Genomic DNA, 21,008 nt, shown 5'->3' with positions numbered 1-21,008 from the left:
GGGGTGGTTCACACACGGGACCCGGGTGTCGCGCCGCTCACAGCGGGTACTCGACGCCCGTCGCCTCGGTCGAGTACTCCCAGAGCTTCCGGGCGTCGTCCCGGTCGTAGGAGGCGTCGTTCGACCGCCCGACGGTCGGGTGCCCCCGCATGTTCATGAGGCCGCCGGGCTCGACGTAGGCGCCGCCGTCGACGTCGGTCGTCGCCGCGAACAGCATCGGCTCGACGCCGATCTCGGGGGCCTGTCCCAGCACCGCGTTCGCGGCCTTCATGCCGACCTTCATGAGCGGGTTCCCGCTCTCCGCCGCCGTCCGCATTTGGAGGTTCGTGTCGGTGTAGCCGGGGTGGCAGGCGACGCTGCGGATCCCCGGACCGTCGGCCTCGTCCGTCTCGCCGCTCGCCGCGTCGAGGCGCCGCTGAAGCTCGTAGGCGAACAGGAGGTTCGCGAGCTTGCTGCGCCCGTACGCCTTCCACTTGCCGTACGACGCCTCCCAGTTGAGGTCGGCGAAGTCCATCTCGCCCTGCTCGTGGGCGCCCGACGACTGCGTGACGACGCGGGCGTCGCCCCCGATCCCATCCGCCGCGTCGAGGAGGTCGAACAGCCGTCCGGTGAGCGCGAAGTGGCCGAGGTGGTTGACGCCGAACTGCGTCTCGAAACCGTCCTCGGTCTCGCTACGCGGGATCGCCATCACGCCGGCGTTGTTACAGAGGACGTCGACGGCGTCGTAGTCGTCCCGCAGGCCATCGACGAACGCCTCCACCGAGTCGAGCGACGCGAGGTCGCACTCGCGGACGTCGAGGTCGCCGTCGAGGCCCCCCCCAGCGTCCGCCCGGACCTCGTCGGCCGCCGCCTCGGCGCGCTCGACGCTCCGACACGCCATCACGACGGTCGCGCCCCTCGCGGCGAACTCCCGGGTCCCCTCGAACCCGAGTCCGCTGTTCGCCCCGGTGACGACCACCGTCTTCCCGTCCAACCGCGGCATCTCGTCGGCCGTCCATCCTGACATGGACGGAGGAAGGGGCGTCACGGGGAGAAACCTGTCGGCGGCCGAACCGTCGCCCGAGAGCGTCCCCGGGACGGGGCGGCGACGCTCCGAAATCAGGTCTCCTCGAACCCGCGCAACACGACGGCCACCGCGTCCGCGGACGGAACGTCGCGGACGGCGTACTCGGTCGGGTGCCGTCGGGCGTGCGGGTACGTGTCCGGCTGCGGGACCTCGTACGTCTCGTTGCCGTCGAACTCCCGGAGGAACTCCCGGGTGATCATCGGCTCGACGAACGCGAGCCGCGACGTTTCGGCGTCGCCGACGAACCCCTGGATGAGAGTGTTATCGAACGCTTCCGGGGTCCCCGGCTCGCCCGGGCCGTCCGGGAGTTCCGGCGCGTCCGCGGGAGCCGTGTGTTCGCCCATGTCGGTGATGTACCGCTGGTCGGCGACCGGCTCGGGCGACCGCGCGTACCCCTCGGGAAGCTGGTCGTAATCGAAGTTCGTCTCCGTCACCTCCCCGTCAGGGTCCGGAGCCGGACTATCGGGCTCGTACTCCTCGTTCCCGGTGTCGTACGGCGGAAGTCGCGGCCCCTCGACGGCGTCGACCCTCGCCGGGTCGAGCATGTGGAAGTGGACGTCGAAGTGCGGCTTCAGCCACGCGCCCGCCCCGCCGAAGTGGCCGCCCGGGTTCCAGTTGAGCCCCAGGAACGTGAACGGAGTCAGCTCCGCGTCCGGGAACGGCACGAAGAACTGGAGCGACTGCTTGAAGTGGACCTCCGTCGCCTGCCCGCCCGCCTGGTACTTGTCGTCCTCGTCGCGGTTGTCGGCGTCCTTGAGGTCTCCCGCGTCCGGCAACCCCTCCAGCGCCGCCCGGTCGAACTCGACCCCGTGGTACTTCGGCTCGCCCGACGGCGTCTCCGTCGTGAACGTCCTGACCGACCCGTTCCCGAGGTCGACGCTCCGTCCGTAGCTCGTGATCCCCTTCGGCGGGAACCCGCCTCCGGGAGCTCCGCCCGGCCCGTTCCCCCGTCCTCCTCCGGGTCTGCCGGCGACCGATCCCGACCCCCAGACGACGGCGGCGCCGGCCGCGGCCGCGCCCCGGAGCACCGCCCGCCGGCTCGCTTCCCGCGATCGAGTCGTGTTTCGCGCTCGATTCGCCCCCCCGTTCGCCTCGTCATCGGTCATCTGTGTGCTGCCTCCGGCACGGTCGCAATCGTGTGTCACGCTACCGTGCCACACTACTAAATAAATTTAAATTATTTCAATGTAACGACGCGCGAGGCGCCGAGAGGTCGGCGGGAGCGGTTCGTGCGCGGCCTGACACCCCCTCCGCGAGAGCGACCCACACACCCGGTCGAGACTCCGTCTGACGCCGAGATCCACTTTCACCGCGCCGCCGGTGCGTTTTTAGGTGCCTCGGGGGAAAGAACGGGTACCGAATGACGTCCTTCCAGTCGACGATCGGCGACGAGGAGGGGATCGCGGAGGAGCTGGCCGAGGGCCAGCGCGAGATCTCCATCGCCGAGTTCTTCGAGAAGAACAAACACATGCTCGGGTTCGACTCGGGCGCCCGCGGGCTCGTCACCGCCGTCAAGGAGGCGGTCGACAACGCCCTCGACGCGACCGAGGAGGCCGGCTACCTCCCCGACATCTACATCGAGATCGAGGAGGTGGGCGACTACTACCGGCTCGTCATCGAGGACAACGGGCCGGGGATCACGAAGGAACAGCTTCCGAAGGTGTTCGGAAAGCTTCTGTACGGCAGCCGGTTCCACGCCCGCGAGCAGTCTCGCGGACAGCAGGGAATCGGTATCTCGGCGGCCGTGCTGTACTCCCAGCTCACCTCCGGACAGCCCGCGAAGATCACCTCGCGCCCGAAGGGACAGTCGCGGGCGCAGTACTTCGAGCTCATCATCGACACGGACACCAACGAGCCGGAGATCCAGGCGGACGAGGAGACGACGTGGGACCGACCCCACGGCACCCGGATCGAGCTGGAGATGGAGGCGAACATGCGCGCCCGCCAGCAGCTCCACGACTACGTGAAACACACCGCGGTCGTCAACCCCCACGCGCGGCTCGAACTGCGCGAGCCGGGGCTCGACGAGCCGCTGAAGTTCGAGCGGGCGACCGACGAGCTCCCGGCGGAGACGGAGGAGATCCGCCCGCACCCGCACGGCGTCGAGCTCGGCACGCTGATCAAGATGCTGGAGGCGACCGAGTCGTACTCGGTCTCCGGGTTCCTCCAGGAGGAGTTCACGCGGGTCGGCAAGAAGACCGCCGACAGCGTGATCGACAACTTCCGCGACGTCTACTACGGCCGCGAGCTCGCCTGGTCGCCGCCGCGCGAGCACGACGACCGCGACGTGGCGAGCGCGGTCGCGGACGCGGTCGCGAACAAGGGCGCCGAGGCGACGTCCGCCTTCGCGGACGGCGTCGCCGAGGCGGTAGGGAACCACGACCGGGTCACCCGGTCCCAGCTCGCGGCGATCGTCGACAACGCCGCGGAGACCGTCGAGGACGACACCGGAAAGACGTTCGGCGGGACCGTCCGCGAGAACGCGGTCGACGCCGCGTGGCGGGCAGTCACGGGGCTCGGCCGAGCGGACGAGGCCGCCGATTCCGGCGAGGGCGGCGAGGGAGCCGACGAGGTCGAGGAGTCGCCGCTCGTCCCCGACGCCTACGCGCTCGTCGACGAGGCGACGTCGACCCGGAAGGACGACGAGGCGGTTCAGGCGATGGCCGAGGCGCTCGCGCGGCGCTTCGAGAACCTCGACGGCGACGCGTTCCGGATCACGCGCGACGACCTCGAACGCCTCGTCGCGGACGCGGCCTCGTTCGTCGCCGAGCAGCGCGACGCGACGTTCGGCGAGACCGCCCGCGGGAACGTCGTCGAGGCGTTCTGGTCGCGGGCGGTGACGGTGCCGGACGACCCGCCGAAGGTGAAGGCGATCGCGGGCGACCGCGACGCCGCCGCCGACCTGCTCGACGCGATGCGGACGACGGACATCCTCGCGCCGCCGACCGACTGCCTCGCGCCGATCACGGCGGAGCTGGTCGAGGCCGGGCTCCGCAAGGAGTACGACGCCGACTTCTACGCGGCCGCGACCCGCGACGCCGAGGTCCACGGCGGCGACCCGTTCATCGTGGAGGCCGGCATCGCTTACGGCGGCGAGATCCCCGCCGACGGGTCGGTCGAGCTGCTCCGGTTCGCTAACCGCGTCCCGCTCGTCTACCAGCGCGGCGCCTGCGCGACGACGGACGTGATCAAGAACATCGGCTGGCGCAACTACGGGCTCGACCAGCCCGGCGGCTCGGGGATGCCGAACGGGCCGGCGGTGATATCGATCCACGTCGCCTCCACGAACGTCCCGTTCACGAGCGAGTCGAAGGACGCGCTCGCGAACGTCCCGGAGATCGAAGACGAGATCGAGCTCGCGGTGCGGGAGGCCGCCCGCGAGCTGAAGTCGTTCCTCAACAAGCGGCGCTCGATGCAACAACGCCGGGAGAAGCAGGACGTGCTCGGCCGGATCCTTCCCGAGATGGCGGACAAGGTCTCGGAGGTCACGGGCCGGTCGCGCCCCGACATCAGCGGCGCGCTCGCGCGGATCATGAACAACGTCAGCGTCGAGCGCGAGGTGACCGACGGCTCCGTGACGCTCGTCGTCGAGAACCACTCGGACGTGAACGAGGAGCTGGACATCACGGACATCGTGTCGACGGAGCCGACCGACCTCTCCGACGGGACGGTGGTGGACATGGACGGCGAGTGGTTCGTCCAGTGGAAGCCCGAGGTGCCCTCGGGCGACGAGCGGGAACTGACGTACGCGGTCGACGGCGACCCCGAGTTCGAGGTCAGCGTCGGCGGCGTGGAGACCGAGAAACTCACGGTGAACGATTAAATGACGACCGAAAGCGACGCACGAGACGAGCTGATCGACCTGGCGGCGGACTTCTACGACCAGTTCGCGGCCGGGAAGATCCCGGAGATGACGCTCCCGACGCGGACGAAGAGCAACATCGAGTACGACGAGGCGAGCGGCGTCTGGACGTACGGCGACCGCACCTCGACGCGCAGTGCCAACTCGGTGCGCGGCGCGCGCAAGCTGCTGAAGGCCGCCTACACGATCGAGTTCCTCGCGAACCAGCTCGACGACGACCGCTCGTCGACGCTGCGTGAGCTGTACTACCTCTCGGAGTCGTGGGACAACGACGAGGCGCAGTTCAAGAGCCAGGACGAGTCGAACGACCTCGTCGAGGACCTCGAGATCGTCACGGGCGTCACCCGCGAGGACTTCCACATGCGCCCGGAGGAGTCGGGCGCGAAGGTGATGGGGCCGCTGGAGATCCGCGAGCAGACCAACCGCGGCGACCGCGAGATCCACTGCCAGCTCGACGTGGGGCAGGGCGGCTACCAGATCCCCAACAACCCCGACACCATCGAGTTTCTCGACAACGACGCGGAGTTCGTCCTCTGCGTGGAGACCGGCGGCATGCGCGACCGGCTCGTCGAGAACGGTTTCGACGAGGCGCACGACGCCCTCGTCGTCCACCTCGGCGGGCAGCCGGCGCGCGCGACGCGGCGGCTCACGAAGCGCTTCCGCGACGAGCTCGACCTCCCCGTGGTGGTGTTCACTGACGGCGACCCGTGGTCCTACCGGATCTACGGCTCCGTGGCGTACGGCTCGATCAAGTCGGCGCACCTCTCGAAGTACCTCGCGACCCCCGAGGCGCGGTTCATCGGGATCCAGCCGGAGGACATCGTCGAGTACGACCTCCCCTCGGACCCGCTCTCGGACTCGGACATCAACGCCCTCGAATCGGAGCTGGAGGACCCCCGCTTCCAGACGGACTACTGGGAAGAACAGATCGAGCTCCAGCTCGACATCGGGAAGAAGTCCGAGCAGCAGTCGCTCGCGAGCCGCGGGCTGGACTTCGTCACGGACACCTACCTCCCCGAGCGGCTCGGGGAGATGGGCGTCCTCTGAGGGGCGGACGAGACGCGGCTACTCGTCGGCGTAGACGATCTCGTCGATCTCGCGCCGTTCCGCCTCGGCCTCGTCGTTCGGGTACTTATAAACGACGCCGTCCGCCTCGTCGGTCGTCGCGTTGTGCGAGCCGTCACAGAGCGGCTTCGTGTCCGAGAGGCCGCACTGACAGACGTAGATGAGGCCGTCGTCGCCCTTGTCGTCGTCGTCGAGAACCGCCGGGCCTCGCTCCTCGTGCGTGACTTCGCGCGCCATGAGTGCGATTCGGCTCCCACCCGAATACGGCTTGTGACCGCCGCAACCCCCTTGCCCGTGGGACCCGTATCGGTGGTATGAGCGAGACTGACGAGCGCGACCCGAGCGAGCTGACCGACGAGGAGTGGCGCGAGCGGCTCTCCGAGGAGGAGTACCGCGTGCTGCGCGAGAGCGGCACGGAGGCGAAGTTCTCCGGCGAGTACGTCGACCACCACCCCGACGACGGGGAGTACCGCTGTCGGGCCTGTGGCACCGTTCTCTTCGAGGCCGAGACGAAGTACGAGTCCGGCTGCGGGTGGCCCGCCTTCTACGCCGCCGAGGAGGAGTCGGTGACCACGACGGTGGACACCAGCCACGGGATGCGCCGCACCGAGGTCCGGTGTGCGAACTGCGACTCGCACCTCGGCCACGTGTTCGACGACGGCCCCGAGCCGACCGGCAAGCGCTTTTGTATCAACTCGGTCGCGATGGAGTACGACGAATAACTCGGTTCGCCGAACACGTCGGGAGACGGCATTTATAAGGCGATCTCGGGCACTGGTATCAAGCATATATAAGCGATCAACGACGCAAAGACGAGTTCCGAATCTCCAGCTGCTCGCTGATAATTCGTTGTCAGTGACTCGGCGGTGAATCCCTCCAAAGATCCAGTCGCTTGTTTATAAACAGGTCCCGGCGGATCGGCGGTGAACGCCGCCAAAGCCCCAGCCGCGAGGCGGGCGCACGCCTGCTGCGGTCCTCACTCGGTCGCTCACTTCGTTCGCTCCCTTGTTGTGGTCCTTACGTCGGCTGCGCCCGCCTCGCGGCTGCCCCTTTGATTCCCACCCGCCCCGCACCGCAACCGCACCTCACACCTCCCCAGCCTCGTCAGTCGCCGTCGCTTCGCTCCGGCGACTGACTCCCTCGCGCGGTGCTGTCGCCGGCGCTACGCGCCGGCTTCCAGAGGGACCTTCGGTCCCTCGCGGCTCGGCCGCGGGGCGGCCTCGCAGGCACGCGCCACCGTGTTGTTCGTTATAAGCGACCGCCGTCGCGTCTGTAAGTGTTACCCCTCACAGAGCGGGAGCCTGACGACGAAGACCGCGCCCTTCGGCTCGTTGTCCTCGACCCACACGTCGCCACCGTAGATCTCGACGAGCGACCGGACCAGGTAGAGCCCGATCCCGGCGCCCGGGCTGTCGAGCCCCTTCTCGCCTTTGCCGAACACCTCGTCGCGCTGGTCTTCGGGGATCCCCGGTCCGTTGTCGGCGATCCGCACCTCGGCGACGCCCTCGGCCTCCTCGACGGTCGCGGATACGGTCACCTTCGGCGGGGTCTCGTCGTTGTGCTGGACCGCGTTCCGCAGGAGGTTCCGGAACACGGAACTCAGCATCTCGTCGCCGACGACCTCCGCCTCGGGGTACGACCCCTCGACCGTGAAGACGGCCTCCGAGTACCCCGACCGGATCTCTTCGACCTGCTGGGAGAGGACCCGATCGAGCGCGACGCGGCTCGGCTCGGCGTCCTCGCGGAGCATCACCTCGGCGAGGTCGCGGACCGTGGTGGTGAGCGAGACGGCGCTCTGGGTGTTGCGCTTGATCACGTCCAGGTACTCCTTCCCCTCCTCGTCGACGTGGTCGTCGAGCAGCTCGGCGTACGCGCCGACGAGCTGGAGGTCGTTCCGGATGTCGTGGCGCATCACCTGGTTCAACAGCCGGAGGTCGTCCCGCTGGCGCTTGAGGCGCTCTTCCGGGTCCACCTCATCGGCCGCGTCGAAGATGGGACTGTCGCCCGGCTCGGCGTCCGCCCCGTCGCCCGGCTCGGCGTCCGCCCCGTCGCCCGGCTCGGCGCCCGCGTGGTCGCTCATGCCGGAAGTCTACGCTCCCTGGTGATTTCTACGTGCCGGTTGCGGACGGCCGAGGACCGGCTCCCGCGTCTCACATCCCCTCGTCGAGCAGCTCGCGGGCCACGATGTTCTTCTGGATCTCCGTGGTCCCCTCGTAGATCTGGGTGATCTTCGCGTCGCGGTAGAGCCGCTCGACGTCGTGGTCGTTGACGAAGCCGGCGCCGCCGTGGACCTGGACCGCCTCGTCGGCGACCTCGACCGCGGTCCGCGAGGCGAACTCCTTGGCCATCGACGCCAGCGCGGTCAGGTCGCCCGACTCGTTGTCGACGGCCCACGCGGACCGGTAGGTGAGCCAGCGGGCGGCCTCGGTGTTCGTGTGCATCTCCGCGAGCTTGTGTTTGATCGCCTGGAAGTCGCTGATCGGGCGGTCGAACTGCTCGCGCTCCTCGGCGTACTCCAGCGCGCGCTCGGCGGCGCCGCGGGCGATGCCGACGCCCTGCGCGGCGACCGCGGTTCGGGTCTCGTCGAAGAACTGCATGAGCTGGAGAAAGCCCATCCCGCGCTGCCCGATGAGGTTCTCCTCGGGCACCCGCACGTCGTCGAAGCGCAGCTCCGCGGTGTCGCTCGCGCGGATCCCGAGTTTCCCGGTGATCTTGTCGCGGGTGAGCCCGTCGCGGTCGGCCTCGACGAGGATCTGCGAGTAGCCGGAGTAGCGGTCGTCGATCTCCGGGTCCGTCTCGCAGACGACGACGAAGTAGTCGGCGACGGTGCCGTTCGTGATCCACATCTTCGAGCCGTTGATCACCCACTCGTCGCCGTCCTTCTCGGCGCGCGTCGCGACCGAGGTCACGTCCGAGCCCGCCTGCGGCTCCGAGATGGCCGAGCCCATCACCGCGTCGCCCGCGGTCACCTCGGGGAGGACGCGCTCCTTCTGTTCCTCCGTGCCGAACTCCATCAGCGCCTCCGCGCCGAACCCGGCGCTGGAGATACAGAGGCCGATCCCCGGGTCGGCCGCGAACAGCTCCTCCGTGAGGATCGCGTTCTCCAGCGAGGAGTAGCCGATTCCGCCGTACTCGACCGGGACGTGCGGCGCGAGCAGCCCCATGTCGGCCGCCTTGTCCATCACCTCGTGGGGGTACGCCTCGTCGACGTCGTACTCGGTCGCGACCGGTCGGATCTCCTCGTCGGCGAACTTCCGTACCTCCTCGCGCAGCTGCTTCTGTTCGTCCGTGAGCTGGAACTCCATACCTCGTCGATCCGGATCGAACGTGATAATCGTTGGCGAACGCCGAACAATTCGCGAGGAGTTGTTCGTTTACGAGCCGTCCGCCGGGTACTCGCGCTCCTCGCGAACCTCGTAGTGTCGCGCGCGGTCGTCGTGTCGTTCGAGCACCTCGCGGGCCGCGGGCGGAACGTGCGCCTCCCGGTACTCCTCGCCCGCGAACGCTTTCACCGACTCAGTTGAGTCGAACCGGAGGATCGTGACGAACTCGACCTCCTCGTCGTCGCCGCCGGCCTCGCGGCGAAGCAGTCTCGCGCCTCGGTAGCCGTCGTTGTCCGCGTCAGCGAACGAGGGGAGGATCTCCGCTCTGAGCAGCCGCTCGTACTCGTCCGCGTTCGCCGGCGTCGTCCACCCGTGCCAGATTCTGTCGATCATCGTCTCCCGACGAACTCGGTCATCGATCCGCTACGAACGACGCGATCCGGTCGGTCGCCTCCTTCAGCTCGCGCATCGAGGTCGCGTACGAGACGCGGAGATGTCCCTCGCCGCCCTCGCCGAAGACGGAGCCGGGGACGACCGCGACCCCCTCCGCCTCCAGTAGCTCCTCGGCGAACGCCTCGTCGTCGCCGCCGCACTCGGGGAACGCGTAGAACGCGCCGCCCGGCTCGAACGTGTCGAGGCCCATCTCGTTGAACCGGGAGACGACCAGCCGCCGGCGGCGGTTGTACTCCTCGACCATCTCCGTCACCTCGTCGTCGCAGCGGTCCAGGGCCTCGATCGCCGCGTACTGCGGGGTCGTCGGCGCCGACAGCATCGTGTACTGGTGGATCCGGTTCATCGCGTCGATCGCCTCCGCGGGGCCCAGCGCGTAGCCCAGTCGGAGCCCCGTCATCGCGTACGCCTTCGAGAAGCCGTTGACGACGACCGTGCGCTCGCGCATTCCCGGCTGGGTGGCGATCGAGCTGTGGTCGGCGCCGTAGGTGAGGGCCGCGTAGATCTCGTCCGCGACCACGCGGAGGTCCTCGTCGCGGCAGAACGCCGCGACCTCGGCGAGCTCCTTGTCAGTCATCGTCGCGCCGGTCGGGTTGTTCGGGTAACAGAGGACGAGCAGATCGGCCTCGGCGGCGCCGGCGGCCTCGAGCGACTCCCGCGTGAGCGCGAAGTCGTCCGCGGCGCGCGTGGGGACCGTCAGCCGCTCGCCGCCCGCCAGTTCGATCCCCGGGCCGTAGGAGATATACGTCGGCTCGTGGACCGCGACGGTGTCGCCGGGGTCGACCAAGGCGCGGAACGCGAGGTCGACCGCTTCGCTCGCGCCGGTCGTGACGAGCACCTCCGACTCCGAGTCGTACGACTGGTCGTAGCGCTCGTGGTGGTCGGCGATCCGCTCGCGGAGCGCGGCCATCCCGCGGTTCGACGTGTAGGAGGTCTTCCCGCGTTCCAGCGAGTCGATCGCGGCGGTGCGGGCGGCCCACGGCGCCGAGAAGTCCGGCTCCCCGACCCCGAGGGAGATGACGTCGTCGCGCGCCTCCGCGAGCTCGAAGAACTTCCGGATCCCGGACTCGGGGAGGGTGCGCGCGCGGTCCGACAGCCTCATGGCGACACGGAGAGGCGGTCGTCGTCGTCGCCGTCCTCGAACCGGATCCCGCCGTCCTTGTACGTCTCCATGATGTAGTGAGTCACGGTCTGCGTAACCTCCGGCATCGGCGCGACCTGCTCGGAGATGAACTCGGAGACGTCCTGCATGTTCTCGCCGAGCACCTCGACGGCGAAGTCGTAGTCGCCGGAGACGAGGTGTAAGGCGTCGACCGCGGGGAACTTCGCGATCCGGTCGGCGACCTGCTCGTACCCGGTCTCGCGGTCGAGCTCGACGTTGATCTCGACGACCGCCCGGATCTTCCCCTCGTCGACGCGGTCCCAGTCGACGACGGCCTGGTAGCCGTGGACGACGCTTTTCGCCTCCAGCGCGTCGATCGCGTCCGCGACCGCCGCCGCGTCGAGGCCCGTCTGGGCCGCGATGTCGTCGATGTCCTCGCGGGCGTTCCGCGCCAACACGTCGAGTACCTCGCGCTCGGCGTCCATACCCCACGATCGCGCGGGGGCGGTTTATGAGTAGCGACGGGCGCAACACGGGCGAGTCGTCGACGTCCCCCGACGCGGCGAACAGCGGCCGTCGCTTCCGCCACCCGCACGGCTTTCCGCGCGGCACCGCAATCGGACGGACATGCCATCCGACTCACTAACGGCGAGCGACACGTTCGACATCGGCGGTGAGCTGACTGTCAACCGCCTTGGATTCGGCGCGATGCGGATCACCGGTGAGGAGATCATCGGCCGCCCCGAGGACGAGGCGGACGCAAAGGACGTACTCCGGCGAGCCGTGGAACTCGGCGTCGACTTCGTCGACACCGCCGACTCCTACGGGCCGGGCGTCTCGGAGCGGCTGATCGGCGAGGCGCTCGGCGACCCCGACGACGTGGTCGTCGCCTCGAAGGCCGGCCTGCTCCGCAACCGCGAGGGCGAGTGGCTCCCCCACGGCGACCCCGACTTCCTGAAGAACCAGGTGCTGTGTAGCCTCGACCGACTGGGGACCGACACGATCGACCTCTACCAGTACCACCGCCCGGACCCGGACACCGACTTCGAGGAGTCCGTCCACGCGTTCGCGGAGATGAAAGACGCCGGGCAGGTCGCCCACGTCGGCCTCTCGAACGTCACCGTCGAGCAGCTCGAGACCGCCATGGAAATCGTCGACATCGCGACGGTCCAGAACCGCTACAACGTCGGCCACCGCGACGACGAGGACGTGCTGGCCGCTTGCGAGGACCACGGGGTCGGCTTCATCCCGTGGGGACCGATGTACGCGGTCGACGACGAGGACGCCGGCGAGGTGCTCGACGAGGTCGCCGAGCGGCGGGACGCGACGCCGCAGCAGGTCTCGCTCGCGTGGCTCCTCGACCACTCCGACGTGACGCTCCCGATCCCGGGCACGTCGAGCGTCGACCACCTCGAATCCAACCTCGCGGCGGCGGACCTGACGCTCACCGACGAGGACCGCGCCGCCCTGAACCGCGTCGACCCGCAGTAAGGAGCGGCCGGTTCACCCCGTCGGTTACTCATTCCACCGTCTCCACGTCGGCCATCTCGGCGACCTTCAGCGCCGTCGCGACGTTGAACGCGAGGCCGAGCGGCGCGGCGACGACCGCCGCGAGCAGGGCGCCGGCAGGCCCCGCATGTGTCAGGAGGCTCAGCGGGACCGAACAGAGCGCCGTGACGACCGCGACGGAGAGGAAGAAGCCGATCGGCTTGTGCTCTCCCACGAGGTCGCGCGCCCGGAGCGCCGCGGACCGGATGTCGCGGTCCTCCAACACGAGGACGTAGGCAGTCGGAAAGAACAGGTACGAGAGCACCAGCGCCGCGAGGATCGCGACCACGAACAGCGGCGGAACGACGAGAAGCGGGAGGAACACCGCCGCCAGCGCGACGATGACGATCGCCTCCAGAAGTATCATCCGGACGCCGAACCGCCGCACGCCCGCGGCGAAGTCGAACCGACCGGTGGTGATGCCCTCGGCGATGGCGCCGAAGTAACCCGCGCTCAGTGCGCCCGACACGACCACGTACGCGCCGAGCAGCGGCACGAAGAGCAGCACCGGCTCCAGCGTCCCGAACGGGAGCGACACCGACAGCCCGCCCCCGGTCGGCGACTCGACGAAGCTCCAGAGGTCGTACCGGTAGACGGGGAACGACGCCCGGATCGAGATCCCGTTCGTCCGCGACGCCGCGAACAGGTCGCTGACCTTCAACAGGGCGGTCGCGAGCGGGACGAGCGCGAGTGGGAGCAGCCGGGAGAGGTGCGCGAACGTGCGTTCGACGATCGGTTCCGGGGCCGGCGGCGCGTCGGCTGACGGACCGGCGGAGGGCTCGGCCATGCCCGGGGGATCGCGTTCGACCGTGAAAAGCGTCCGCCGTCCGCGCTACTCGCCCGCACGCCGCGGTCGGCTCCGGAACCCTCGGCGCGACCCTACTCGTCGAACGGGTTCGTCAGCTCGACCGTCTCCTCGCGGTCGGGACCGACGCCGACGGCGTAGACCGGTGTGTCGATCTCGTCGGCGAGGAACTCCAGGTACTCGCGTGCGGCCTCGGGCAGCGCGTCGTAGCCCGCCTCTGCGACCGCCGAGGAATCGAACTCCTCCCAGGTGTCGAGCGTCTCGTAGATCGGCTCGCAGCGCTCCCACCGGTCGGTGGTGGTGGGGACGGTGTCGAGCGTCTCTCCATCCAGCTCGTACCCCGTACACACCTTCAGCTCGTCGAGCCCGGCCAGCACGTCGACGTGGTTGACCGCGACGCCCGTGAAGCCGGAGACGCGCGCGGAGTGCCGGAGCATCGGGAGATCGAGCCAGCCGATCCGGCGCGGGCGACCGGTGACGGTGCCGAACTCGCCGCCCCTCTCGCGGATCTCGTCGGCGAGCGCCTCCTCGTCGGCGTCGCCGTCGAGCTCGGTCGGGAGCGGCCCCTCGCCGACGCGCGAGAGGTACGCCTTCACGATGCCCACGACATCGCCGTCGCCGACGGTCGTGACGCCGACGCCGGAGCCGACCGCCGCGGCGCCCGCCGTCGGGTTCGAGGAGGTGACGAACGGGTAGTTGCCGTGGTCGACGTCGATGTGGGTCCCCTGCGCCCCCTCGAACACGATCGCGTCACCCGCCTCGTGGCGGCGGTGGAGGTAGTCGGAGCAGTTGACGGTCATCCCCTCGTCGGCGAGGCGCTCGCCGATCGCGGCGAACTCCTCGTGGAGCGCGTCGACGTCGAACGCCTCGGCGCGGTCGTCGTCGAGGTCGAGCCCGTACACGTCCTCGACGAGTGCGCGCTTCTGCGGCACGGCGTACTCGAGCTTCTCGCGGAGCGCGTCGGGGTCGAGCAGGTCCGCAACCCGGATCCCGCGGCGGCCGGCCTTGTCCTCGTACGTCGGGCCGATGCCGCGGCCGGTCGTGCCGACCTCGTCGCCGGCGTCGTCGTCGGCCTTGATCTCCTCTTCGATCCCGTCCAGCACGCGGTGGTACGGCATGATGACGTGCGCGCGGCGGGCGACGCGTACGTCGGGGTCGAGCCCTCGCTCGCGCAGGTCGTCTATCTCGGTGAACAGCGTGCGCGGGTTGACGACGCAGCCGTTGCCGAGGATGCCGACGGTCCCCCGGACCGCGCCGCTGGGAACGAGAGAGAGCTTGTACTCCGCGCCGCCTTCGACGACGGTGTGGCCGGCGTTGTCGCCGCCCTGATAACGGACTACGACGTCCGCGTCCCCTCCCCACCGGTCGACGAGCGCGCCCTTGCCCTCGTCGCCGAGCTGGGAGCCGACGATGGTGAGTGTCATACGACCTGCCGATTCCCCGCGGGGGGTAAAACCGATTACGGTCTCCGACCGCGAGACCGGCACAGACGTGGATCAGAAAATACGCCCGATACTGTGAATACGCTCGTTCGTGTATTCTCTCGAGATCGCTCCGGGACGCCTCCCTCGCGCGCTCTCCCGTGCGTACGCTCTCCGTCTGCCGTGCTGCGATCGAACACGTTAACTACTGCCACGTCAAAGCGTGGGATCTGACGAGGCCTCCCCGGCCGCCGACAGCAACTTTTAAACGGGGGCATGACGAGTTAACATGTGCCATGATAGATCGATTAGAGAAGGAGGTAGACATGCTGGAACGCCACCTCCAAGTCCTGCGGATGGTCATCGAGAACGAGCCGATCGGCATCGTGAAGATGTCGAACGAGACCGGTTACCCGCACCACAAGGTCCGGTACTCGCTGCGCGTCCTCGAGGAGGAGAACCTCATCGAGCCGTCCAGCCAGGGCGCGATCACCACGGAGCGCACCCACGAGTTCGTCGACGAACTCGACGAGAAGCTCGACGAGACCGTCGAGAAGCTCGGCTCCATGCGGATCGACGACGCCGCAGAACTCGAGAACTGACCGCGCTTTCGATTTCGCCCGCCGGCGCATCTGCCGCGTTTCTGCGCTCCCGGTAGCCGCTCCGACAGCGCCCCGTGACGGTTACAGGTCCGGGACCGTCATGTGGAACCCGCCGTCGCGCGCCTCGACGAGACACAGGTGGTACCCCTGCTTGCGCGAGAGCTTCACGAAGCTCGCTCGCTTCGACCGGCTGAACAGGCCGCCGCCGACCGCGTCGCTCGCGGTCTCTAAGGCGCCCGGCTCGAAGAAGCTCTCCGTCACCGCGAACGCCCCGGCGAACGTCTCGTTCGACGCCGCGATGTCGCGCCCGTTCTCGACGAGCGACTCCAGGGTTCCCTCGGGCGTCGGATCCCGGCTGTCGTTCAGGTCGGCGACGAACAGCGGGTGGCCCATCCGGTCGCGCAACACGAGGTCGAACGACCGCTGCTCGCGCACCTCCTCGCCGCCCTCGCGGAGTTCGATCGACACCGTCCCGCCGATCTCGGCGCGATCGATCTCCGGGAGGGCGTCGTAGAGGTCGCGGAGCGTCCCCTCGTTGCCGGTGCCGCGGACCTCGAACGGGAGGTCCTCGACGAGCCAGCGGGTGAAGCCGTACTCGATGGTGTCCTCGAGGAACTCCGCGAACGGCCTGCCGTCCACCGCGAGGCCGTCCGTCTCGAAGCTCGTGTGGTGCTCGACCCGGAGGTTCTCGCGGAGCGCCTCGCGGTCGGCGCTCCCCTCGTGGGCGTCCGCCAGCGTCGCGCCCTCCTTCGAGTCGTACCTGATGAACAGGTTCGTCCCGTTGCGCGCCTCTGCGGGCGTGAGCGTCCGCTCCGCGTCCGGGAGGCGCTCCTTCGCGTTCGAGAGCTCGCGGCGGAGCCGGTCGCGCTCCTCCCGGAGGTCCTCGGCCTCGGACTCGAGCCGTTCGACCTCGTCGGCCAGCTCGTCGCGCTCCGACTCGACCTCGTCGCGCTCGGCCGCCAGGCGGTCGCGTTCGTCCGCGAGCGACTGCCGCTCCGTCTCCGTCTCCTCTAAGGCCGCCTCGAGCTTCCGGACGCGATCGGGGTCGGCGTCGCCCCGCGCGTCGCGCCCGTCGCGCTTCGACACCGCAGACGGCGCCGACGCCGTCTCGGTGGAGCGCGGCGACGGCGACCCGCCGTTCGCGTTCGACCCGCTCCGCTCCGCCCGGCCGCGGTCGTCGCCCGAGCGGGAGCGCTGCGAAGCGGCTTCGCGGCGCTCCTCGGTGCTCCGGGGCTCCCTGCCCGCCTCGGAGGGGTCGAGCGCCGGGATCGACTTCTGTTCCCGCCACTCGGCCTCTTCCGAGAAGACGTCCTCGGAGTCCGGCGCGTCGGCGGCGTTCGCGTCGCCCGGTTCCCCGGTTTCGGCCCCCGGAGCGGACGCTCCGTCGGACTCGGTCGACGACCGGCGCGCGCGGCCCGTCACGGCCGAACCGTCGGTGTCTCGCTCGGCCGACTCGGCGTCGCCGATCCGGACCTCGTCGGGCGTCGGCCCGTCGGCCCCGGCGGCGTCGCCGCTCGCACCCACCCCTTCGCTCGGATCGACCTCGTCGCGGTCGTCCGCGGCCGATTTCGCGTTGACGCCCGCCGACTCGTCGCTTCGGCCCGCGGCGGCCGCCCCGTCGTCAGGGCCGGCGCTCGCGTCGAGGTCGACGGCGCTCGTCGGACCGCCGTCGTCCCCGTCCGCCTCCGGCTCGACGTCGCCCCCGCCGTCCGCCGGCTCGTCGGTCGGTTCCTCGTCCGCGTCGGCCGCGCCGTCGGAACCGGCGGTGTCGGTGGGGCCGACCGCGGCGCTCGACACGCCCGCGTCGTCGCCGTCCGGGAGCGGGCGGACGTCGAGGTCGACCTCGTACACCGTGTAGATGCCGACCTCGTCGGCGGCGAGGTCGAACGCGTCGTCGCCCGTCTCCAGCCGCCTCGCGTTGCCGACGTACGCGGCCGCCATCGACTCGCCGCCCGTGTAGGCGACGTAGTAGTCGCCGGAGAGGACGTTCTCCGACAGCTCGATGTAGCCGGTGAACCCGCCCTGTGAGAGCTTCTGGTCCGCCTCTCGCAGGGGCGTGTCCTTGGTGTAGTACTTCGCTCGCGGCTCGCCGTCCAGCTCCTGCATCGCGAAGAGCACTGGGAGCGCTTCGTCCGGGGCCCGGTAGACGGTCCCGGAGGCGTCGGCGAAGGCGTCGAGCGTGGCGTCGACCACGCCGACGACGCGCCCGTCGACGAGGAAGATCCACCCGGTCCCGTCGGTCGCCGCGCCGGAGAACCCGTCGTCGACGATCCGGCCGAGCCCCGCGAACCCGTCGGAGAACGAGCGGTCGTCCCACTCGGCGATCGCCTCCCGTCGCTGTGCGTCCATCCTTGCGTTTACGTCGCCAACACCGACCCAAATACCTTCCGGAGCGTGAGACGGCCGTCTGACGCCGCGGATCGCGGTTCGAACCGGTCGACTGCGGTGGCGCGCCCGGAGCCGGTCTCCCCCGACCGGGATCGGCGCACCTGGCCGCCCGTTCCGGTCAGCGCTCGTCGACCGCGGCGATCGCCTCTCGGCCGAGGTCGACGACGTCGTCCGGGAGGTCGCTCGCCGCCAGCTCGGCGGGCGTGTACCAGCGCCAGCGCGCCGGGTCGACCTCGTCGTCGCCGTCGGGGGCGATCTGCCGCGAGTCGACGCGAGCGTAGTAGAGGTGGTCGACGTGCTGGTGGCCCACCGACCCGTCCTCGTGGACGTTGATGTCGTGGAGCATCAGGTGGGCGGGCTCCGGGAGCCCGCGGGTGTTCGGCCCGGTAATCGGTGACTCCGTCGCGACGAGCTCCGGGGTCAACCCCGTCTCCTCGCGGACCTCGCGGCGCGCGGCCTCGTGCGGGAGCTCGTCGCGGTCGACGTGGCCGCCTGGGGGGAGCTTGATTCCGAGCCGCTCGTGGTCGTGAAGCGCGGTCGCCCCGTCGTGGACGATGTAGGTCGTCGCCGTGAAGTGGCGAGTCGTCTCCATACGGTCGGGTGGCGACGCGCCGCCTTCGCGGTTTCGGCTCCCGACCGCGCCGGGCCGAAGGGCCGGGCGGCGGCCGCTCCCTCGGCGACGCGAACGACTTTGCCGTTCCCGCATAAGGGTAGTCCATGCCACCAGTCAACGCGGACGACCTGTCGTGGACGACGCCCGACGCGGACGACGCCGCCTGGCGGCGGAAGCAACTGGCCGAGGCGGCGGGCGGCGACGCCCTCGGCTGTAGCCTCTACGAGCTGCCGGCGGGGGAGCGCTCGTGGCCGTACCACTACCACGCGGCCAACGAGGAGGCGCTGTACGTCCTCGCCGGCGAGGGGACGCTGCGGCTGGACGACGAGACGCACCCGCTTCGACCGGGGGAGTACGCCGCGTTCCCCGCCGACGCCTCGGGTGCGCACCGGGTCGTCAACGACGGCGACGAGACCCTGCGCTACCTCGTCGTCTCGACGATGCGCGAGCCCGACGTGACCCTGTACCCGGACTCGGAGAAGTTCGGCGTCTACGTCGGCTCGCCGCCGGGGGGCCGCGAGGAACGGTCGCTGTCGGGGTACTACCGGACCGGCGACGACGTACACTACTGGGACGGCGAAGACGGCGATTGAAAACGGAAGCGGCCTCCGGACGCCGCGACCCTCGGACGCGGAGCGACGCGTCAGTTCAGCGCGACCGAGTCCTCGGCCTCGAGGAGCTCGTGGTACCGGTTCCGGATGGTGACCTCGCTGATGTTCGCGACCTCGCTGACCTCGCTCTGAGTCACCTTCTCGTTGACGAGCAGCGAGGCGGCGTAGACGGCGGCCGCGGCGAGCCCCACCGGCGACTTGCCGGAGTGGATCCCCTGTTCCTTCGCCGTGTCGAGCAGGCTGCGGGCGCGGCGCTCGGCCTCGTCGGAGAGGCCGAGGTCGGAGGCGAACCGCGGGACGTAGCTCTCGGGGTCGGCGGGCTGGATCTCCAGCTTCAGCTCGCGGACGACGTAGCGGTACGTCCGCGCGATCTCGTCCTTCTCGACCCGCGAGACGCCGGCGATCTCGTCGAGGCTGCGCGGCGTCCCCGCCTGCCGGGCCGCGGCGTACAGGGAGGCCGTCGAGACGCCCTCGATGGAGCGGCCGGGGAGCAGGTCCTCGTCGAGCGCGCGGCGGTAGATGACGGAGGCGGTCTCGCGGACGTTGTCCGGGAGGCCGAGGGCGCTGGCCATGCGGTCGATCTCGCCGAGCGCNAGCGCGCGGCGGTAGATGACGGAGGCGGTCTCGCGGACGTTGTCCGGGAGGCCGAGGGCGCTGGCCATGCGGTCGATCTCGCCGAGCGCCTGCTTGAGGTTGCGCTCCTTGGAGTCGCGGGTGCGGAACCGCTCGTTCCACGTGCGCAGCCGCTGCATCTTCTCGCGCTGGCGGCTGGACAGCGACTTGCCGTAGGCGTCTTTGTCCTGCCAGCCGATGTTCGTCGAGAGCCCCTTGTCGTGCATCATGTTCGTCGTCGGGGCCCCGACNGTAGGCGTCTTTGTCCTGCCAGCCGATGTTCGTCGAGAGCCCCTTGTCGTGCATCATGTTCGTCGTCGGGGCCCCGACGCGCGACTTGCTGTCCTTCTCCTTGGAGTCGAACGCGCGCCACTCCGGCCCGCGGTCGATCTCGTCCTCTTCGACGACGAGCCCGCAGTCGACGCAGACGGTCTCGCCGTGTTCCGTGTCGGTCGCGAGCTGGCCGCCGCACTCCGGGCACCGCAGCTCCTCTGCTTCGTTCTCCGACTCGGTCTCGCTCTCGTCGTCGACGTCCTCGGTCGTGTACGTTCGAAGGTTCTCGCTCATTGGTTTGGTGCGTGGAGGGAACAACGAAACCGAGAGACGGTTCTCGGTGTTTTCCTCACCTTCGGGTAAGTGACCGACGCACTTAAATGTTCGCGTGTGTGGCGTCGCAGGAGCACGGTCGAAAACGGCGTGTACAACCCTGTAGAATTCGGATTTTGCGACGGTGGGAACGAACCCCGGTCGAGAGCGAAGACGACGGCGGCGGAACGGGAGTTAGTATATATGCGTTTCGCGGGGGCCGGGCGGCGCTCGGGGCGACCGATCTCTCCGTCAATCGCCGACCGTGGCCGCCGCGAACGCGCCGGCGAGGTAGCCGAGGACGACGTTCAGGCCGGTCACCACCGCGAGGGTAACGGCGAGGTCGGGACCGGCGGTGACGCCGGCCGCCGCCGACACCGGGATCCCGTCGGCGTCGGAGATCGGTACCCTCCCGTCGGCCGCGTGGCGCGTGAGCGGCACGCGGGAGACCGCCCGCAGCGCAAGCATCGCCGGGAGGTAGCCCAGCGTCGCGCCCACCCCGGTCACGGCGCCGGCGAGCAGGTCGTCGATACCGAGGTACCGGACGGCGGTCGCGGCGCCGAGACCGAACGTGAGGGGAACGAGACGGAGCGGCCACAGCGCGGCGTCCGACTGTATCAGCGGGTGCCCGAAAGTGACGAGGTTCGACAGCCCCGGACCCGTCCGGGTCCGGACCCAGTGCGCGTCGAAGAGGAACCAGATGGACCCCTCGAGCGCGGAGATCGGTCCGCCGACCATCCAGTGGGCGACGTCCGAGTCCCCCGGCGACACGCCGGCGACCGCGAGTCCGACCCGAGTGAGCGCCAGTCCGAGCAGCGCCGCGCCGGCCCCGCAGGCGACGGCGACCGGCAGCCAGCGAGGCGGGAGATTGAGGAGCGAACGGAGGGTGGTATTATCCTCAGGCGACATTGCAACGCCCGCATTCCGACGTGAGCCGTATATGCCTTGTCTCGCG

At 69.7% G+C, this 21,008-nt stretch carries 19 protein-coding genes and 1 pseudogene; 6 read left to right on the top strand and 14 right to left on the bottom strand.

What is annotated here, in order from left to right:
• Positions 1–37: 37 nt before the first annotated feature.
• Together C466_RS11450 and C466_RS11445 are read right to left on the bottom strand one after the other, a co-directional pair.
• A complete protein-coding gene (locus C466_RS11450) occupies positions 38–1,006 on the bottom strand; it encodes an oxidoreductase (protein WP_080505960.1) in 969 nt (322 codons plus the stop codon).
• A 92-nt stretch (positions 1,007–1,098) separates the two neighbouring features.
• Positions 1,099–2,172: a hypothetical protein gene (locus C466_RS11445; RefSeq protein ID WP_004599803.1), complete on the bottom strand. Its 1,074-nt coding sequence runs from the start codon at positions 2,170–2,172 to the stop codon at positions 1,099–1,101.
• Between the two features lie 254 nt (positions 2,173–2,426).
• Here C466_RS11445 and C466_RS11440 point away from each other — a divergent pair, with 254 nt between their 5' ends.
• Positions 2,427–4,889 carry a DNA topoisomerase VI subunit B gene (locus tag C466_RS11440; protein ID WP_004595826.1) on the top strand — a complete coding sequence of 821 codons (2,463 nt, stop codon included), beginning with the start codon at positions 2,427–2,429 and terminating at the stop codon, positions 4,887–4,889.
• A complete protein-coding gene (locus C466_RS17170) occupies positions 4,890–5,975 on the top strand; it encodes a DNA topoisomerase IV subunit A (protein ID WP_004595827.1) in 1,086 nt (361 codons plus the stop codon).
• 18 nt (positions 5,976–5,993) lie between these two features.
• On the opposite strand, the gene C466_RS11430 is transcribed toward C466_RS17170, so the two are convergent.
• Positions 5,994–6,230, bottom strand: a complete 237-nt coding sequence (locus tag C466_RS11430) for a CDGSH iron-sulfur domain-containing protein (RefSeq protein WP_004595828.1) — start codon at positions 6,228–6,230, stop codon at positions 5,994–5,996.
• A gap of 77 nt (positions 6,231–6,307) precedes the next feature.
• Here C466_RS11430 and msrB point away from each other — a divergent pair, with 77 nt between their 5' ends.
• Positions 6,308–6,715, top strand: a complete 408-nt coding sequence (gene msrB / locus C466_RS11425) for a peptide-methionine (R)-S-oxide reductase MsrB (protein ID WP_004595829.1) — start codon at positions 6,308–6,310, stop codon at positions 6,713–6,715.
• 557 nt (positions 6,716–7,272) lie between these two features.
• On the opposite strand, the gene C466_RS11420 is transcribed toward msrB, so the two are convergent.
• From C466_RS11420 to C466_RS11400, 5 genes are all read right to left on the bottom strand, one after another.
• On the bottom strand, positions 7,273–8,073 hold the full coding sequence (locus C466_RS11420) for a sensor histidine kinase (protein ID WP_004595830.1): 801 nt from the start codon (positions 8,071–8,073) through the stop codon (positions 7,273–7,275).
• Between the two features lie 70 nt (positions 8,074–8,143).
• On the bottom strand, positions 8,144–9,298 hold the full coding sequence (locus C466_RS11415; protein WP_004595831.1) for an acyl-CoA dehydrogenase family protein: 1,155 nt from the start codon (positions 9,296–9,298) through the stop codon (positions 8,144–8,146).
• A gap of 69 nt (positions 9,299–9,367) precedes the next feature.
• Positions 9,368–9,709, bottom strand: a complete 342-nt coding sequence (locus C466_RS11410; protein ID WP_004595832.1) for a hypothetical protein — start codon at positions 9,707–9,709, stop codon at positions 9,368–9,370.
• A gap of 19 nt (positions 9,710–9,728) precedes the next feature.
• On the bottom strand, positions 9,729–10,868 hold the full coding sequence (locus tag C466_RS11405; RefSeq protein WP_004599802.1) for a pyridoxal phosphate-dependent aminotransferase: 1,140 nt from the start codon (positions 10,866–10,868) through the stop codon (positions 9,729–9,731).
• Entirely contained in the window at positions 10,865–11,353 is a 489-nt protein-coding gene (locus C466_RS11400) for an Lrp/AsnC family transcriptional regulator (protein ID WP_004595834.1), read from the bottom strand. Before C466_RS11400 ends, C466_RS11405 begins: the two co-directional genes overlap by 4 nt.
• Before the next feature lie 142 nt (positions 11,354–11,495).
• Between C466_RS11400 and C466_RS11395 the strand changes: the two genes are divergently transcribed.
• Positions 11,496–12,359 (top strand): aldo/keto reductase, encoded by an 864-nt coding sequence (locus tag C466_RS11395; RefSeq protein ID WP_004595835.1) that lies wholly within the window; start codon positions 11,496–11,498, stop codon positions 12,357–12,359.
• Positions 12,360–12,387: 28 nt separating this feature from the next.
• Here C466_RS11395 and C466_RS11390 read toward each other — a convergent pair whose 3' ends face one another.
• On the bottom strand, positions 12,388–13,203 hold the full coding sequence (locus tag C466_RS11390; protein WP_004595836.1) for a hypothetical protein: 816 nt from the start codon (positions 13,201–13,203) through the stop codon (positions 12,388–12,390).
• A 92-nt stretch (positions 13,204–13,295) separates the two neighbouring features.
• Positions 13,296–14,645 carry an adenylosuccinate synthase gene (locus tag C466_RS11385; RefSeq protein WP_004595837.1) on the bottom strand — a complete coding sequence of 450 codons (1,350 nt, stop codon included), beginning with the start codon at positions 14,643–14,645 and terminating at the stop codon, positions 13,296–13,298.
• Between the two features lie 293 nt (positions 14,646–14,938).
• Between C466_RS11385 and C466_RS11380 the strand changes: the two genes are divergently transcribed.
• Positions 14,939–15,244: a hypothetical protein gene (locus C466_RS11380; protein ID WP_004595838.1), complete on the top strand. Its 306-nt coding sequence runs from the start codon at positions 14,939–14,941 to the stop codon at positions 15,242–15,244.
• Between the two features lie 81 nt (positions 15,245–15,325).
• Here C466_RS11380 and C466_RS11375 read toward each other — a convergent pair whose 3' ends face one another.
• Positions 15,326–17,593, bottom strand: a complete 2,268-nt coding sequence (locus tag C466_RS11375; RefSeq protein ID WP_004595839.1) for a DUF7527 domain-containing protein — start codon at positions 17,591–17,593, stop codon at positions 15,326–15,328.
• Between the two features lie 157 nt (positions 17,594–17,750).
• Positions 17,751–18,224: an NUDIX hydrolase gene (locus C466_RS11370; RefSeq protein WP_004595840.1), complete on the bottom strand. Its 474-nt coding sequence runs from the start codon at positions 18,222–18,224 to the stop codon at positions 17,751–17,753.
• Between the two features lie 125 nt (positions 18,225–18,349).
• Between C466_RS11370 and C466_RS11365 the strand changes: the two genes are divergently transcribed.
• Entirely contained in the window at positions 18,350–18,838 is a 489-nt protein-coding gene (locus C466_RS11365) for a cupin domain-containing protein (protein WP_004595841.1), read from the top strand.
• 50 nt (positions 18,839–18,888) lie between these two features.
• Here the strand turns inward: C466_RS11365 and C466_RS11360 are convergent.
• Positions 18,889–20,035 (bottom strand): annotated as a pseudogene (locus C466_RS11360) (transcription initiation factor IIB).
• Between the two features lie 270 nt (positions 20,036–20,305).
• On the bottom strand, positions 20,306–20,962 hold the full coding sequence (locus C466_RS11355) for a hypothetical protein (RefSeq protein ID WP_004595844.1): 657 nt from the start codon (positions 20,960–20,962) through the stop codon (positions 20,306–20,308).
• Between the last annotated feature and the right edge of the window lie 46 nt (positions 20,963–21,008).

The organism is Halorubrum distributum JCM 10118, assembly GCF_000337335.1.
In the GTDB taxonomy this organism is placed as follows: domain Archaea; phylum Halobacteriota; class Halobacteria; order Halobacteriales; family Haloferacaceae; genus Halorubrum; species Halorubrum distributum.
This window is presented reverse-complemented; position numbering and strand designations above follow the sequence as displayed.